General features: G+C 67.1%; 11 protein-coding genes. 7 read left to right on the top strand and 4 right to left on the bottom strand.

Going from position 1 to position 16,494, the window contains the following annotated elements; translation table 11 throughout:
- The first annotated feature begins 56 nt into the window (after positions 1–56).
- The 5 genes from glgX (at position 57) to CXQ90_RS02265 (ending at position 9,079) form a co-directional block, all read left to right on the top strand.
- Positions 57–2,528 carry a glycogen debranching protein GlgX gene (gene glgX / locus CXQ90_RS02285; protein ID WP_258064322.1) on the top strand — a complete coding sequence of 824 codons (2,472 nt, stop codon included), beginning with the start codon at positions 57–59 and terminating at the stop codon, positions 2,526–2,528.
- Positions 2,525–4,843 carry a malto-oligosyltrehalose synthase gene (gene treY / locus CXQ90_RS02280; protein ID WP_104136631.1) on the top strand — a complete coding sequence of 773 codons (2,319 nt, stop codon included), beginning with the start codon at positions 2,525–2,527 and terminating at the stop codon, positions 4,841–4,843. The genes glgX and treY overlap by 4 nt, the downstream gene beginning before the upstream one ends.
- Positions 4,840–6,648 (top strand): malto-oligosyltrehalose trehalohydrolase, encoded by a 1,809-nt coding sequence (treZ, locus tag CXQ90_RS02275; protein WP_104136629.1) that lies wholly within the window; start codon positions 4,840–4,842, stop codon positions 6,646–6,648. The genes treY and treZ overlap by 4 nt, the downstream gene beginning before the upstream one ends.
- 126 nt (positions 6,649–6,774) lie before the next feature.
- Positions 6,775–7,824, top strand: coding sequence for an L-glyceraldehyde 3-phosphate reductase (mgrA, locus tag CXQ90_RS02270; protein WP_104136628.1), 1,050 nt, complete (start codon positions 6,775–6,777; stop codon positions 7,822–7,824).
- 169 nt (positions 7,825–7,993) lie between these two features.
- The gene (locus CXQ90_RS02265; RefSeq protein WP_056626550.1) at positions 7,994–9,079 is read left to right on the top strand and encodes an inositol-3-phosphate synthase; all 1,086 of its coding nucleotides are present in this window, start codon (positions 7,994–7,996) and stop codon (positions 9,077–9,079) included.
- A 137-nt stretch (positions 9,080–9,216) separates the two neighbouring features.
- Here the strand turns inward: CXQ90_RS02265 and CXQ90_RS02260 are convergent, their stop codons facing one another.
- Complete coding sequence (locus CXQ90_RS02260; RefSeq protein WP_104136626.1) at positions 9,217–9,837, bottom strand: MerR family transcriptional regulator; 621 nt, start codon at positions 9,835–9,837, stop codon at positions 9,217–9,219.
- Between the two features lie 85 nt (positions 9,838–9,922).
- Between CXQ90_RS02260 and CXQ90_RS02255 the strand changes: the two genes are divergently transcribed.
- A complete protein-coding gene (locus tag CXQ90_RS02255) occupies positions 9,923–10,528 on the top strand; it encodes a DUF2306 domain-containing protein (protein ID WP_258064321.1) in 606 nt (201 codons plus the stop codon).
- A 116-nt stretch (positions 10,529–10,644) separates the two neighbouring features.
- Here the strand turns inward: CXQ90_RS02255 and CXQ90_RS02250 are convergent, their stop codons facing one another.
- From CXQ90_RS02250 to mshA, 3 genes are all read right to left on the bottom strand, one after another.
- Positions 10,645–11,604, bottom strand: coding sequence for a DUF559 domain-containing protein (locus CXQ90_RS02250; protein WP_104136625.1), 960 nt, complete (start codon positions 11,602–11,604; stop codon positions 10,645–10,647).
- A 273-nt stretch (positions 11,605–11,877) separates the two neighbouring features.
- Positions 11,878–13,560, bottom strand: coding sequence for a formate--tetrahydrofolate ligase (locus tag CXQ90_RS02245; RefSeq protein ID WP_104136623.1), 1,683 nt, complete (start codon positions 13,558–13,560; stop codon positions 11,878–11,880).
- A gap of 52 nt (positions 13,561–13,612) precedes the next feature.
- Positions 13,613–14,890, bottom strand: a complete 1,278-nt coding sequence (gene mshA / locus CXQ90_RS02240; protein WP_104136622.1) for a D-inositol-3-phosphate glycosyltransferase — start codon at positions 14,888–14,890, stop codon at positions 13,613–13,615.
- Positions 14,891–15,195: 305 nt separating this feature from the next.
- On the opposite strand from mshA, the gene CXQ90_RS02235 reads away from it, so the two are divergent.
- A complete protein-coding gene (locus CXQ90_RS02235) occupies positions 15,196–16,377 on the top strand; it encodes a glycosyltransferase (protein ID WP_368783881.1) in 1,182 nt (393 codons plus the stop codon).
- Positions 16,378–16,494 lie beyond the last annotated feature (117 nt).

Here is a 16,494-nt window from a genome sequence, read left to right as displayed (position 1 = left end):
TGGTGGTGTGCGAATGCCTGCCGGACTATCTGTTGGACAACGTAATAGGAGCACGAATGGAAATCTGGCCCGGATCGGCGTACCCCCTAGGCGCCACCTTCGACGGAACCGGAACCAACTTCGCACTGTTCAGCGAAAGGGCAGAAAAGGTCGAGCTGTGCCTCTTCGAGGAAGACGGCACCGAAACCAGGGTCCCCGTTGGGGAAGTGGACGGCTACGTGTGGCACTGTTACCTGCCGCAGGTGCAGCCCGGCCAGAAGTACGGCTACCGCGTACACGGCCCCTATGACCCCTCCTCGGGCAACCGCTTCAACCCGAACAAGCTCCTCCTGGACCCGTACGCCAAGGCAGTGCACGGCCAGATCGACTGGGATCCCGCCCTGTTCTCCTACAACATGGGCGACCCCGACTCCCGCAATGACAAGGACTCGGCGCCCCACATGATGATGGGCGTGGTCATCAACCCGTTCTTCGACTGGGACGGCGACCACCTCCCGCGGATCCCGTACCACCAGTCGGTGATTTACGAGGCCCATGTCAAGGGCCTGACGCAGCTCCACCCCGAGATCCCCGAGGAACAGCGCGGCACCTACGCCGGCGTGGCCCACCCCTCGGTCATCTCCCACCTGAAGAAGCTCGGCATCACCGCAATTGAGCTCATGCCGGTGCACCAGTTCGTCAACGACGGCATCCTTGAGGACAAGGGCCTGAACAACTACTGGGGCTACAACACCATCGGCTTCTTTGCCCCGCACAACAGCTACAGCTCCACCGGGGACACCGGCCAGCAGGTCCAGGACTTCAAGGCCATGGTCCGCTCGCTCCACCGCGCCGGCATCGAAGTCATCCTCGACGTCGTCTACAACCACACGGCAGAGGGCAACCACCTCGGGCCCACGCTGTCATTCAAGGGCATCGACAACGCCGCCTATTACCGTCTGATGGACGGCGACGAGAAGCACTACATGGACTACACGGGCACCGGAAACTCCTTGAACGTCCGCCAGCCGCATTCCCTGCAGCTGCTCATGGATTCCCTGCGCTACTGGGTGACCGAGATGCACGTGGACGGGTTCCGCTTTGACCTCGCGTCCACGCTGGCCCGCGAGTTCTACGACGTCGACAAACTGTCCACCTTCTTCGAACTCATCCAGCAGGACCCTGTCGTCTCGCAGGTGAAGCTCATCGCGGAGCCGTGGGACGTCGGTCCCGGCGGCTACCAGGTGGGCAACTTCCCGCCGCAGTGGACGGAGTGGAACGGAAAGTACCGCGACACCGTCCGTGACTTCTGGCGCGGTGAGCCAGCCACGCTGGGCGAATTCGCCTCGCGGATCACCGGCTCCGCCGACCTCTACGAGCACTCCGGCCGCCGCCCGGTTGCCTCCATCAACTTCGTGACGGCGCACGACGGCTTCACCCTGGCGGACCTGGTCTCGTACAACGAGAAGCACAACGACGCCAACGGCGAAGGCAACAACGACGGCGAATCGCACAACCGGTCATGGAACTGCGGAACCGAGGGGCCCACGGACGACCCCACGGTGCTGGGACTGCGCGCCCGGCAGCAGCGGAACTTCATCGCGTCGCTGCTCCTGTCGCAGGGCGTGCCCATGCTCCTGCACGGCGACGAGCTGGGCCGCACCCAGCGCGGAAACAACAACGGCTACTGCCAGGACTCCGAACTGACCTGGATCAACTGGGACAACGTGGACCAGCCGCTGATCGAGTTCACGGCCGCTGTCAACTCGCTCCGCGCCAAGCACCCCACGTTCCGCCGCAGCCGCTTCTTCGACGGCCGGCCTGTCCGCCGCGGTGAGGGCGAGCGCTTGCCGGACATCGAATGGCTGGATCCGGACGGCAACACCATGCAGCCGGAGGACTGGGACAGCGGCTTCGGCCGGTCCGTGGGTGTCTTCCTGAACGGTGACGGCATCCAGGGCAAGGACAACCGCGGGCGCCGCATCCAGGATGTCAACTTCGTGCTGTACTTCAACGCCCACGACGGCGACGTCGTGTTTAGGCTCCCGTCAGATGAATACGCCCCGGCCTGGGACGTCATCATCGACACCGCCGGCGCGGGTGCCGATTCCGAACCCGTCCAGGCCGGCGGCAAGCTCACGGTGGCAGCGAAATCACTCGTGGTGCTGCGTGCCCACAGCGCGCCGGAGGAGGAACCGGACCACTCGGTGGCGGCCTCCCTCGCGGCGCTGACTCAGACGGCGACGGCCGAAACCGCGGCGCTTACGGCACCTGTCATTCCGGAGCCGAAGAACACCAAGAAGGTCGCAGCGAAGCCTGAAGAGAAGGCCGCGGTGGAGCCGGAGGAGACTGCGGTGGGCCAGCCGGAGGAGTCTGCGGCGGCCGAGCCGGAGGAGACTGCGGCGCCGAATGAGAAGGCGCCGGTCCAGCCGGAGGAGACTGCGGTGGCCAAACCGGAAGGGGAGGCAGGGACGAAGCCGGCCGTAAAGCCGGCGTCAAAGCCCGCGAGGCGGCGGCCGGGCAAGCAGGGCGGCGGGACGGGCTCATGAAGACTCCCGCCTCGACGTACCGGCTGCAGATCAGGCAGGGATTCACGCTGTTTGATGCTGCGGAGACCGTGCCTTACCTGAAGTCGCTCGGGGTGGACTGGGTCTACCTGTCGCCCATCCTGAAGGCGGAGAGCGGCTCCGACCACGGCTACGACGTCACCGATCCCGCCGTGGTGGACCCGGAGCGCGGCGGCCCGGAGGGGCTTGCCGCCGTGTCCAAGGCCGCGCGTGCTGCGGGCATGGGCGTGCTGATCGACATCGTGCCGAACCACGTGGGGGTGGCGTCGCCGCCGCAGAACCCGTGGTGGTGGTCCTTGCTCAAGGAGGGGCGCGGGTCCCGCTACGCCGAGGCGTTCGACGTCGACTGGGATCTTGCCGGTGGCCGCATCCGGATTCCTGTCCTGGGCAGCGACGACGATCTGGACCAGCTCGAGATCAAGGACGGCGAGCTGCGGTACTACGATCACCGCTTCCCGTTGGCCGAGGGCAGCTACCGGGACGGCGACTCCCCGCGGGAGGTTCACGGCCGGCAGCATTACGAACTCATCGGCTGGAGGCGTGCGGACAACGAGCTCAACTACCGCCGGTTCTTCGCGGTGAACACCCTGGCCGCCATCCGCGTCGAGGTGCCCGCCGTTTTCGATGAGGCGCACCAGGAAGTGGTGCGCTGGTTCCGTGAGGATCTCGCCGACGGGCTGCGGATCGACCATCCGGACGGCCTTGCCGATCCCGGGGGGTACTTGGAACGGCTCCGCGAGGCCACCGGGGGCGCGTACCTGCTCATCGAGAAGATCCTCGAGCCGGGCGAGCAGCTGCCGGCCAGCTTCGAGTGCGAGGGCACCACCGGCTATGACGCTCTCGCGGACGTCGACAGGGTCTTCGTGGACCCGCGGGGGCAGGAGCCGCTGGACCGGCTGGACGCCACGCTGCGCGGCGGCGAGCCGGCCGACTACGAGGACATGATCCGGGGCACCAAGCGCCGGATCACGGACGGCATCCTGCACTCGGAAATTCTGCGCCTTGCCCGGCTCGTGCCGGAGCAGACCGGGATCTCCTTGGACGTCGCCGCGGACGCGATCGGCGAGATCATCGCGGCTTTCCCGGTGTACCGGAGCTATCTTCCGGAGGGCGCAGACATCCTGAAGGAGGCCTGCGAGCTCGCCGCGCGCAGGCGTCCCGAACTGGACCAGTCCGTTCAGCTCCTGCAGCCCCTGCTGCTGGACACCGACCTCGAGATTTCCCGCCGGTTCCAGCAGACCTCGGGCATGGTCATGGCCAAAGGCGTGGAGGACACCGCGTTCTTCCGTTACAACCGGCTGGGTACCCTCACCGAGGTTGGCGCCGACCCCACCGAGTTTTCGCTGGAGCCGGAGGAATTCCACGCCCGGATGGCCCGCCGGCAGGCCGAACTCCCGCTGTCCATGACCACGCTGAGCACGCACGACACCAAGCGCAGTGAGGACACCCGGGCTAGGATCTCGGTCATCTCCGAGGTCGCGCCCGAATGGGAGAAGGCCCTGGACAGGCTTAACACCCTGGCCCCGCTGCCGGATGGTCCGCTCTCCACCCTGCTGTGGCAGGCCATCGCCGGCGCCTGGCCCGCCAGCCGGGAACGCCTGCAGGCCTACGCCCTCAAGGCTGCCCGTGAGGCCAGCAGCTCAACCACCTGGACGGATCCCGATTCCGTCTTCGAGGAGAAGCTGGCCGCCGCCGTCGACTCCGCCTTCGACAATCCGGAGGTGCGTGCGGAACTTGAGGCCCTTGTGGAGCTGCTGGCACCGTACGGGGCATCGAACTCGCTCGCGGCAAAGCTCGTCCAGCTGACCATGCCGGGTGTGCCCGACGTGTATCAGGGCACCGAATTCTGGGACCGGTCGCTGACGGATCCGGACAACCGGCGCCCGTTCAGCTTCGAGGAGCGGATAAGGGCGCTGGAGCAGCTGGACGCCGGTCACCGTCCGGACTCCTTCCGGGACGAGCAGGCTAAGCTGCTGGTCGTGTCGCGCGCGCTGCGGCTGCGCCGGGACCGGCCGGAGCTCTTCACCGGCTACCGCCCCGTGCAGGCCGGCGGCCCCGCTGCCGGGCACCTGCTGGCGTTCGACCGCGGCGCCGGGGGAGTGCTGACGCTTGCCACGCGGCTTCCCTACGGTCTGGAGCAGTCGGGCGGCTGGCGGGACACCGCCGTCGAGCTTGAAACCGCCATGACGGACGAACTGACCGGCACCACCTTTGGGCCGGGACCGGCGGCCCTGTCAGAGATCTTCCAGTCCTACCCGGTGGCCTTGATGGTCCCCGCGACAGGAGACAAATCATGACGCAGACCAACATTTCGGCCCAGGCCAACGAGGCGGCCAAGCCTGTGCAGGGAGCGGGGCGCTTCGATGTCTGGGCCCCTGAGGCGGGTTCGGTGACGCTGCTGGCCGGCGGGGAGCGCTACGAGATGGCCCGCCGTCCCGGCAACGCGCCGGCGGACGACGGCTGGTGGACGGCTGCGGATGCACCGGTGGGTGCGGACGTGGACTACGGATACCTGCTCGACGGCGACGAAATCCCGCTTCCGGACCCCCGGACCCGCCGGCAGCCCGAAGGCGTCCACGCACTGTCCCGCACCTTCGACCCCGCCGCCCACCGCTGGCAGGACGCGGCGTGGCAGGGCAAGGAGCTTCAGGGCTCGGTCATCTATGAGCTCCACATCGGGACCTTCACGCCCGAGGGGACGCTGGACGCGGCCGCGGGCAAGCTGGACTACCTTGCCGGGCTCGGCATCGACTTCATTGAGCTGCTGCCGGTCAACGCGTTCAACGGCACACACAACTGGGGCTATGACGGCGTCCAGTGGTTCGCCGTGCATGAAGGCTACGGCGGGCCGGCCGCGTACCAGCGGTTCGTGGACGCCGCCCACGCGGCAGGCCTTGGCGTCATCCAGGACGTGGTCTACAACCACCTCGGGCCGAGCGGGAACTACCTCCCCAGGTTCGGCCCGTACCTTAAGCACGGCGAAGGCAACACGTGGGGTGACTCCGTCAACCTGGACGGGCCGGGGTCCGACCACGTCCGCCAGTACATCCTGGACAACGTGGCCATGTGGCTCCGCGACTACCGGGTGGACGGCCTCCGCCTGGACGCGGTGCACGCACTGAAGGATGAGCGGGCCGTCCACATCCTGGAGGACTTCGGCGCGCTGGCGGACGCCGTGTCGGCCGAGGCCGGCCGTCCGCTGACCCTTATCGCCGAGTCCGACCTCAACAATCCGCGGCTGCTGTATCCCCGGGATGTCAACGGCTACGGCCTCGCGGGCCAGTGGAGCGACGACTTCCACCACGCCGTGCACGTCAACGTCAGCGGGGAGACCACCGGCTACTACAGTGACTTCGATTCGCTCGGGGCCCTGGCCAAGGTGCTGCGTGACGGGTTCTTCCACGACGGCAGCTACTCCAGCTTCCGCGGCCGCCGCCACGGCCGGCCGATCAATTTCGGTGCCGTCCATCCGGCCGCGCTGGTGGTCTGCTCCCAGAACCACGACCAGATCGGCAACCGGGCCACCGGGGACCGGCTGTCCCAGTCATTGCCGTACGGCAGCCTGGCGCTGGCCGCGGTGCTGACCCTGACGGGTCCGTTCACGCCCATGCTGTTCATGGGGGAGGAGTACGGGGCCACCACCCCGTGGCAGTTCTTCACCTCGCATCCGGAGCCCGAGCTGGGCAAGGCCACGGCGGAGGGCAGGATCCGGGAGTTCGAGCGCATGGGGTGGGACCCCGCCGTCGTGCCCGATCCGCAGGATCCGGAGACCTTCACCCGCTCCAAACTGGACTGGTCGGAGGCCTCCTCCGGCCATCAGGCCCGCCTGCTGGAGCTGCACCGCTCGCTCATCGCGCTGCGGCGGTCCACGCCGGAACTCGCAGGCCTAGGGTTCGCGGACACCGCCGTCGAGTTCGACGACGACGCCCGCTGGCTCCGGTTCTGGCGCGGAGGCGTGCAGGTGGTGCTGAACTTCGCAGACCGCCCGGTCAGCCTGGACCGGCCGGGAACTACGCTGCTGCTCGCCACCGACGACGCCGTCCGCATGGACGGCGGGCGGGTGGAGCTGCCGCCGCTGAGCGCTGCCGTCTTCCGTGACTGAGCGCATTTGCGGCTGAACGCGCTCGCGGCCGAACTGCCGGCTGAGCGTGCGGGGCGGGCGTCCTTCCGGTGACCGGATGCTGGACGCCCGCCCCGCGGCTCTCCGGACGCTGGCAGGATGGAACATATGACTTATCTGGCTGCGGATAACCGCTACGAAACCATGCCATACCGCCGCGTTGGACGCAGCGGGCTGAAGCTTCCGGCGATCTCGCTGGGCCTCTGGCACAACTTCGGCGACGACAAGCGCTTTGATGAACAGCGCGCCATCCTGCGCCGCGCATTCGACCTCGGCGTCAACCATTTCGACCTCGCCAACAACTACGGGCCGCCGGACGGCTCGGCCGAAACCAACTTCGGCCGGCACCTGCAGGACGACTTCAAGCCGTACCGCGACGAGCTGGTCATCTCCACCAAGGCCGGCTACTACATGTGGCCCGGGCCGTACGGCGAGTGGGGCTCCCGCAAGTACCTGATCTCCAGCCTCGACCAGTCGCTGCAGCGGATGGGCCTGGATTACGTGGATATCTTCTACAGCCACCGGCCGGACCCTGAGACGCCGCTCGAGGAAACCATGGGCGCCTTGGACCACGCGGTGCGTTCCGGCAAGGCCCTGTACGCCGGCATCTCCTCCTACACGCCGGAACAGACCCTCGAGGCAGCCCGGATCCTGAAGGACCTCGGCACCCCGCTGCTGATCCACCAGCCCAGCTACTCCATGCTGAACCGCTGGACCGAGGACGGCTCGCCGAATCTCTATGAGGCGCTGGAGCAGATGGGCGCGGGCTCCATCGCGTTCTCACCGCTGGCGCAGGGCATGCTCACGGACCGCTACCTGGACGGCGTTCCGCCCGATTCGCGGGCGGCCAAGGAGCGATTCCTGTCCGGGGCGGCCTTGACCGAGGACAAGCTGGACCGGGTCCGCGGGCTGAACAAGATCGCCGCCGGCCGCGGGCAGTCGTTGGCTCAGATGGCCATTGCCTGGATCCTCCGGGACCAGCCCAAGGGCTCGCCTGTCACGTCCGCCCTGGTTGGCGCGTCCAGCGTGAAGCAGCTCGAAGACACGCTCCAGGCCATCAGCAACCTGGAATTCAGCTCCGAGGAGCTGACAGCGATCGACGAGTTCGCCGTCGAATCGGACATCAACCTGTGGGCACAAAGCCGGCACGGCGCCTGAGCCGGGCCACAACGTAATGAACTGCACCGGAGCCGGCGGGAACAAAGCCGGCCCCGGCGCAGTTGGTTAGACTGTTAGGGCGCCGCGCGGCGCCGTGTCCGTCAGACGCCGTCGTACAACTACGTGCCGACGCGCAGGGCACCTGAAGTTTTGTTCTCAAAGGAGTTCCGTGTCTTCAAATCCGATTCGTGTCGCAATCGTTGGTGTGGGTAACTGCGCCGCCTCGCTGGTCCAGGGTGTCCACTATTACCGGGATGCCGACCCCCAGGCAACGATCCCGGGTCTGATGCACGTGGAGTTCGGCAAGTACCACGTCAACGACGTCCAGTTCGTCGCCGCCTTCGATGTCGACGGCAAGAAGGTCGGCGTCGACCTGGCCGACGCCATCCTCGCCAGCGAGAACAACACCATCAAGATCGCCGACGTTCCGCCCACTGGCGTGACCGTCCAGCGCGGCCACACCCTCGACGGACTGGGCCGGTACTACCTCGAAACCATTGAGCAGTCGCCGGCGGAGCCCGTTGACGTCGTCCAGGCCCTCAAGGACGCCCAGGTCGACGTCATGGTCTGCTACCTGCCGGTCGGGTCGCAGGAAGCCGCCGAGTTCTACGCGCAGTGCGCCATCGACGCCGGAGTCGCCTTCGTCAACGCCCTGCCGGTGTTCCTTGCCGGCACCAAGGAATGGGCTGACAAGTTCACCGCGGCCGGCGTTCCGATCGTGGGCGACGACATCAAGAGCCAGATCGGCGCCACCATCACGCACCGCGTCATGGCCAAGCTCTTCGAAGACCGCGGCGTCACGCTGGACCGCACGTACCAGCTGAACGTCGGCGGCAACATGGACTTCAAGAACATGCTCGAGCGCGACCGCCTCGAGTCCAAGAAGATCTCCAAGACCCAGGCCGTCACGTCCAACGTGGAAGCCGAACTGGCCGCCAAGGACGTCCACATCGGCCCGTCCGACTACGTCCAGTGGCTTGACGACCGCAAGTGGGCCTTCGTCCGCCTCGAAGGCCGCAACTTCGGCGACGCCCCGGTCTCGCTCGAATACAAGCTGGAGGTCTGGGATTCGCCCAACTCCGCCGGCGTGATCATCGACGCCGTCCGTGCCGCCAAGATCGGCCTGGACCGCGGTATCGGCGGCCCGCTGCTCTCCGCCTCGAGCTACTTCATGAAGTCCCCGCCGGAGCAGTTCAACGACGACCTCGCCCGCGAGAAGGTTGAAGCCTTCATCCGCGGCGACGTCGAGCGCTAAACCCGACGCTCTCTCACCTTTCGCGGGTTTTGGCGCGACGCTCTCTCACTTTCGGTGGGTTTTGGCGCGACGCACTCTCACATTGGGTGGGTTTTGGCCGCGACGCTCTCTCACTTTCGGTGGGGGAGCGTTGTGCGTTAAGCGTCCTTGTAGCGCCGGATGGCATGGCTGGCCTGGGCCAGGGCAAGGAGCTTCAGCACCAGCTGGCTGTGCAGATGCATGCCGACGGCGGCCGTCATGATCAGGCGGTTGACGTCGCCGGGTGCGGTGGTGGCCGCAATGTCCAGATCGGCAATGGCGTCCAGGGCTTTGCTGTACGCATCGAGCAGCTCGGCGGTCACCGGAATGTTGAGGTTTTCCATCAGCGTCACGTGGGCGTTCAAGGCATTCCTCGCATCGCTGGGTGCGTCCGGCCAGTTCCGCAAACGCACGACGGCGTCGCCCGCCGGAGTGCGGATGTCACCGTGCTCCGTCCCCACCTCGTCCAGTCGGAGCACCGTCCGCTGTACGGCCGCAAGGAGCTCAAGGCGGGGAACGCCGTCGTCGGCCAGTCTGGTGAGCTTCCTGATCTGGGCGATGTTCAGGCCGACCACACGCCGTAGGGCCTGAATGAGTTCGAGCCGGCTTGCGTGTTGGGGCGAATACCGCGCCCGGGTCGCGGTGACGGCCTGCCCAGGGGGCAGCAGTCCCTCGCGCAGGTAGAACTTGATGCTCGCGGGCGGGACGCCGGTCCGCTCGCTCAGCTCCTTGAGCTGCAATCCGCCTCCCTCGCCCAACATCCTTGGATAGCGGAGCCGCTGGCAGCTATCTTGATGTACACCACTTGGATAGTAGCTCTATCCTATGACCATGGAGCACTGGAATGCACTGCTTGTCAGCCACGTAGTTGCCGCCTTATTCGTGCTCGCGATCGGGCCCGTCCAGATTTTCAGGCGCCGCCGGGATCGCATACACCGCACCATGGGGTGCCTGTGGGTGGCAGCTATGTACTACGTCTGCGTCATCAGCTTCTGGATTGTCAGCGAAGGGCATTTCACCTGGCTGCATGGGCTGTCAGCCTTCACCATCGTGACAGTTACTCTCGGGCTTGTCAGCGCCATCCGTCGCAACATTCCGTCCCATCGGGGGAACATGGTGGGAAGCTACGTCGGCATCGCGGTGGCGTTCGTGTTCGCCGTCGCCGTGCCCGGGCGGGCGATTCCGCAATTGCTCGCCGAGGACCCTGCCACTGCCTTCTACGTGGCCGGGTTGGTGGTGCTGAGCGTCGTGGTGGTGTTCGTTTCGCTCATGCGCGGAGGCCGCACGGGTGGATCGGGCAGTGTGAGCGCAGCGGCAGTGCTGGCTGCGCAACGAGGAGCAAGGCGGGTGGATTCGACCGTACCGGCAGGAAGGGCTGGGCTGGCAGAAAAACGGGCAGGGCAACCAGCAACAGGCCGTCCGGCTTCGTGAAGCGCGGCTCGGACGCTCCCTCACTTCCTGCAAGTCTTGGCGCGATCCTCTTTCACTTCCTGTAAGTCTGGGCGCGCCCCTCTCTCACTGCCTTCACGTTTGGAGGTGACGCTCTCTCACCCGGCATCGGCAAATCCGGATGCCTGGGCATGATCCAGCCACGCGGTGCGCAATATCCGTTTGATCCTGCCGATGGCCTTTTCGAAACCATCAGCAAGATCGTCCTTGTGAAGTATTAGGACAGTCCAGCCAGCCGATTCGAAAGCCTTGTCACGCCGCCTGTCGCTAAGGGCCTGGGCGTCAAGAAGGTGATGGCCGCCGTCGTACTGGATGGCGAGGCGGCGGTGACGGTAACCGAGATCGGCCGTCGGTGACACGGCGTCACCGACTCGCAACGCCAGTTGGAGATCCGGTTCGGGAAGGCCGGCGTCGGCCATCGCCAAACGCAGCAGCGATTCAGGCGCAGAATCGGCCCCGACCCGCATTAGATCCAGAACCTCCCTGGCGCGGACAACACCCTGAAGGTTTGGATGACGGCCGACCAGGGAGCGGAGCCGATCCAGGGTGTCGAAGGGCTCCGTGCGGCCTTCGAATTCGGGTCGGGGAATACGGATGATCTGATCGCCCATGCACACCAGATCACTCACCGTAAGCCGCCTTGCCAAATCCAGCCAGGTCCGCGATCGCGTACTGATGCGGATGCCGTCGATCAATTCAATCTCGTCCTCCCAGGCCAGGACTGTGTGGCCCATTACGCCCTTGCGGCGTACCGGGGGCAGGGTCTTGGGCTTGCTCAGATGCAGCTCCGTCGAGTCCGCCAGCCAAGGAGGCAACAGCTGGCACCGAAGGCGTGCTGCCGTGACGTGGGAAATCCAGGCCCCGGGCGACGCTGCCGACAGGGCCCGCGCGGCTGCCTCCAGTTCAAAGCTCCAGTCCGACGGACGGTAGAGCCCGCGACCAACGTGGACCACGTCTTTCCGCCGCAGCCTGTTCGCGGAAACGCCGGACGCCCGGGCCGACTCAAACGTGAACGGTGCCGTTGCCAGCGGGCCAGGCAGATTGGTGCTCATTTGCATGCTGGCATTCTGACCCAAAAGCGGTGACTCTGCAGAAGTTATCCACAGGCAGTCGTTGGGAGGCGACGGGAAGTGAAGAGGGTCCGTGGGGAGCGGCGGGAAGTGAAAGAGGGTCGGGTTGGGAGCGGCGGGATGTGAAAGAGGGTCGGGTTGGGAGCGGCGGGATGTGAAAGAGGGTTGGGTGGGGAGCGGCGGGATGTGAGAGAGGGTTGGGTGGGAACGGCGGGAAGTGAGAGAGGGTTGGGTGGGAGGCGACGGGAGGTGAGAGAGGGTCTAGAAGAGGCCCACAGGGTTGCCGTCGTCGTCCACGTCCATGCGCATGGCGGCGGGAACTGCCGGCAGGCCCGGCATGGTCATCACCGCACCCGTAAGAGCCACGATGAAGCCGGCGCCGGTCTTGGGGATGAGGTCGCGCACGTGGATGGTGAAGCCTTTGGGTGCGCCGAGCCTGGCGGCGTCGTCGGTGAATGAGTACTGGGTCTTGGCCATGCAGACCGGCAGTCCGGACCAGCCGTTTTTCTCGATGTCCGCGAGCCGCTTCAATGCCGGCACCGAGAAGTCCACGCCGTCCGCGCCATAGATTTCCTGGACGATGCTCCGGATCTTGTCCTCCACGGACAGTTCCAGCGGGTAGAGGTGCCGGAAGGAGCTGGGCCCGGCCACGGCCGCCGCGACCTTGGCCGCGAGTTCGTCCCCGCCGTCGCCGCCACCGCCGCGGCCCCAGACATCCGCCACCGCCGCCTGGACGCCTTCGCCGGCGCACCAGTCGAGCAGCCAGTCCAGCTCCTCCTGCGTATCTGAGGCGAACTTGTTGATGGCGACGACGGGCGTGACGCCGAACTTCTCGACGTTCCGGACATGCCGGCGCAGGTTGGCCACCCCGGCCGCCAGCGCCTCCACATTCGGCTCCTTGAGGTGGTCCTTGGCGATCCCGCCGTGCATCTTCAGCGCCCGCACCGTGGCCACCACCACCACGGCAGCGGGCGCAACATCGGCCACCCGGGCCTTGATGTCCATGAACTTCTCCGCGCCCAGGTCCGCCCCGAAGCCTGCCTCCGTGACCACGATGTCCGCCAGCCGCCGGGCAGTCTGGGTGGCGATGAGGGAGTTGCAGCCGTGCGCGATGTTGGCGAACGGCCCGCCGTGCACCAGCGCCGGCGTCCCGGCGATGGTCTGCACCAGGTTGGGCTTGATGGCCTCCTTGAGCAGCAGTGTGAGCGCGCCCTGGACGCCCAGGTCCGCCACGGTGACGGGCGTGCGGTCATAGGTGTAGCCGAACGTGATCCGTCCCAGGCGCTCGCGGAGGTCGGCAATCCCGGTGGCCAGGCAGAACACCGCCATGATCTCGGAAGCCACGGTGATGTCGAAGCCGTCCTGGCGCGGGATGCCCTGGGTGGGGCCGCCGAGCCCGATCACCACTTCCCGGAGCGACCGGTCGTTCATATCCAGGACGCGTTTGAACGTCATCCGCCGCGGATCGATGTTCAGCCCGTTGCCCTGGTAGATGTGGTTGTCCACGAGGGCCATGAGCGCATTGTTGGCGGACGTCACGGCATGGAAGTCGCCGGTGAAGTGCAGGTTGATCTCGTCCATGGGCACCACCTGGGAGAACCCCCCGCCCGTGGCACCGCCCTTCATGCCCAGGATCGGGCCCAGCGAGGGCTCCCGCAGAGCGATCATCACCCGGTGGCCCGCGCGGGCCAGGGAGTCTGCAAGGCCCACAGTTGTGGTGGATTTCCCCTCGCCGGCGGGGGTGGGCGACATCGCCGACACCAGTACCACCTTCCCGGCAGCGGCCGGGGCCGTTAGCTTGGCGGGATCGATCTTCGCCTTGTAGCGTCCGTAGTGCTCCAGGGCGTCGGCGTCGATGCTGGCCGCGGCCGCGATGTCCTCGATGGGCTTCAGAACAGCCCGGCGGGCAATCTCCAGGTCGCTGGGGGTGGTGCTGTCAGACATCGTCGTCCTTCACTGTCGGGGCGGGAATCCTGTGGGGTTCTCCGGTCAGCGCTCAGCCGGTGAGCCGCGGCGCGTAGTTGGCCGGCACCTTGTGGTTGCCGGAAAATTCGTCGACGGCGGCCTGGTAGCTCTCCAGGGTGATGGCCGCCGTGCGCTGCCACCCGGAATTCTCGGCGTGGACGGATGCCGCCCGGCCCATGTCCTCCCGCGTGGCGGGGTCGTCGTACAAAGCTTCCAGGGCGTCGGCCCAGTCCGCGGCGCGGTGTCCGTCCACCAGCAGTCCCGTGCGGCCCTCGCTGATGGCGCGGGAGAGGCCGCCGACGCGCGTCGCGACCACGGGGGTGCCGCACGCCTGGGCTTCCAGCGCCACGAGTCCGAAGGATTCGCTGTACGACGGCATCACCACGACGTCGGCCGACCGGAACCAGCCCGCCAGGGCCGGTGCGCCGACAGGCGGATGGTGGGTGACGACGTCGTCCATTCCTGCGGCGCTGACCAGCGACTTCAGGTTGAAGTCCTTGGCGCCGCTGAGGGCGCCCAGGATAGTCAGCTTCAGGTCGATGTCCGGGCGGCGCTCGCGGAGGAGCGCCGCGGCCTTCACCAGGATCTGCGGGCCCTTGAGCCGCTGGATCCGCCCGGCGAAGAGAAGATGGAACGTGCCCGGCGCGATGCCGCGCTCGGCGCGCGAACGGCTGCGGAACGCGGGGGTGAAGACGGCGAGGTCGACGCCGGGGGGAGCGACGTCGATGTGGTCGAAGTCCGCGTTGTAGTGGGACACGAGCTCGGCGGCCTCGGCGCTGGTGTTGGCGATCAGGCGCGCGGCGCCGTCCACGATCCGGTGTTCACCGTCCTCGCGGCGGCGCGGCTCCGGGCGTTCGCCCGACTGCAGCAGGAGGTTCTTGACCTTGGCCATGGTGTGCATGGTGTGCACCAGCGGAACGCCCCATATGTCGGACAGCTCCAGCCCGGCCACCCCCGACACCCAGTAGTGCGAATGGATGAGGTCGTAGCGGCCGTGCGGCTGGCGCTCCCGGATCCGTTCGATCTCGGCCACCATGCTGTGCAGCAGCTCCGGCAGCTCCTCCTTGGGCAGCTTCCGGGGCGGGCCCGCCATCACGTTGTGGACGCAGACACCGGGATCCGGATGCTCGACGGCGGGCTGGCCGGTTGCGGTGGACCGGGTGAAGATCTCCACCTCCACGCCATGCTCCGCCAGGGCAGAGGCGAGGCCGCGGATGTAGACGTTCATGCCGCCGGCGTCACCGGAACCGGGCTGTTCCATCGGGGACGTGTGCAGCGACAGAAAGGCCACGCGCTTGATCAGGGTCATGGCTCTCCTCTCTGCTCGCGGGACGCTTTCAGTGGCGCCAGGCATGCCCGGGCCGGGAACTGCATCCGGTAAAACACTACTCCTGCAGGACCGGGCGGTGGCGGTGCGGGCGGTCCGGCCAACCCGGTCCAGCAATCCCGTCCAGCAAACCAGTCCACAGTGGGCCCTCGGTATTGGTAGACGCGCTGGTGGCGGCACCCTAAGCTCCAACCATGGCCTCCATCATTGTTTGCAGCGGACCTCATGACGGGCACGTCTCACCGATGCTGGGGGTCGCGCGACATTTAATCTCCCGCGGGCACCGGGTGCGGTTTCTGACCGGGCCTGCGTACGCGGACGCCGTCCGTGCGGTGGGGGCGGAGTTTGTTCCGCTCGGCAAGGGGGCCGAGTATCCGCCGCCGGAGGCCAGCACCGCGACGGGCGTTGCGGCCATACGTGAGGGTGTGCGCGCGCTCGTGATTGATCCGGCTCGCGGCCAGTACGAGCCCTTGGCGGCGGCGATCTCCGCAGAGCCGACGGACGCGGTGCTTGCCGAGGTGACCTTTGTCGGGGCAGCAACCCTTTCGAGGCTGCCCCGCGAGACGCGTCCTGCGGTCATCGCCTGCGGTATTTTGCCGCTGACCCTGTCCAGCCAGGATTGTGCGCCGTACGGCATGGGGCTGCCGCCGGGAAGCGGGCGCGGATCCCAATTGCGGAACAGGGCGCTGAACTGGCTGGTAATGAATGTGGTGTTGCGGGACAGCCAGCGGCAGGTCGATTCCCTTATGCGCGAGCTGGTGGGAGCCGAGAAGGACGGTCTGTTCATCCTCGACTGGACCCGCCGTGCCGAACTCATGGCCCAGTTCACCGTGCCGGAGTTTGAATATCCGCGATCGGATGCGCCGGACACCCTGCGCTTCTTCGGGCCCATGTCGCGGCACGCCGCCGCGGAAACCGCCAAGCCGGCCTGGTGGGGCGATCTCGACGGCTCGCGTCCGATTGTCTACGTGACGCAGGGGACGGTCTCTAACGAAGACTTCACGGCCTTGGTGGCTCCGACGCTCGAAGCGCTGGCCGAGGAGGACGTCACGGTGGTGGTCAGCACCGGCCGCCGCCCCCTGTCCGCCCTGCCGCCGCTTCCGGCCAACGCGCGCGCCGCCGAGTTCCTGCCGGACGCCGAACTCCTGCCGAAGGTGGCGGTGTACGTCACGAACGGCGGGTACGGCGGACTCCACTACGCGATGGAGCACGGCGTGCCCATCGTGGTGGCCGGGGATACCGAGGACAAGCCCGAGGGAGCGGCCAGGGTGGCCTGGGCCGGCGTCGGAATCAACCTCAAGACGGGGCGGCCGGCGCCGGCCGCCATCCGGAACGCCGTCCGGGAGGCCCTAGGTGACGGGAAATACCGGGCCGCCAGCCAACGGATCGGCGCAGCGATCGCCGCTTCACCCGGCGTGGACGGGCTCATTGACGAGCTGGACACGATCCTGGCCGCGAAACCGTCCTGAGCTGACACTGCGGGCAACGGCAACGGCAACGAGGACAGGAACGGCCGGGAGAGGATCATGCCTCCCGCGGCCGTTTCAGTGCTGCACCGACAGTCCCCGGCGCGGATGCGGCCGGGG

This window comes from Arthrobacter sp. ZGTC131 (assembly GCF_002929275.1).
Taxonomy (GTDB): Bacteria; Actinomycetota; Actinomycetes; order Actinomycetales; family Micrococcaceae; genus Arthrobacter.
The sequence above is the reverse complement of the archived record's forward strand: the minus strand, read 5'-3'. Positions and strand labels throughout refer to the sequence as shown.

Excerpts from the sequence above, each read along its gene's own strand:
- CXQ90_RS02250 (WP_104136625.1), bottom strand. The coding sequence starts at position 11,604 with ATGCAAATGAGCACCAATCTGCCTGGCCCGCTGGCAACGGCACCGTTC.
- CXQ90_RS02255 (WP_258064321.1), top strand. The coding sequence starts at position 9,923 with ATGACCATGGAGCACTGGAATGCACTGCTTGTCAGCCACGTAGTTGCC.
- treZ (WP_104136629.1), top strand. The coding sequence starts at position 4,840 with ATGACGCAGACCAACATTTCGGCCCAGGCCAACGAGGCGGCCAAGCCT.
- CXQ90_RS02245 (WP_104136623.1), bottom strand. The coding sequence starts at position 13,560 with ATGTCTGACAGCACCACCCCCAGCGACCTGGAGATTGCCCGCCGGGCT.
- mgrA (WP_104136628.1), top strand. The coding sequence starts at position 6,775 with ATGACTTATCTGGCTGCGGATAACCGCTACGAAACCATGCCATACCGC.
- glgX (WP_258064322.1), top strand. The coding sequence starts at position 57 with ATGGAAATCTGGCCCGGATCGGCGTACCCCCTAGGCGCCACCTTCGAC.
- mshA (WP_104136622.1), bottom strand. The coding sequence starts at position 14,890 with ATGACCCTGATCAAGCGCGTGGCCTTTCTGTCGCTGCACACGTCCCCG.
- treY (WP_104136631.1), top strand. The coding sequence starts at position 2,525 with ATGAAGACTCCCGCCTCGACGTACCGGCTGCAGATCAGGCAGGGATTC.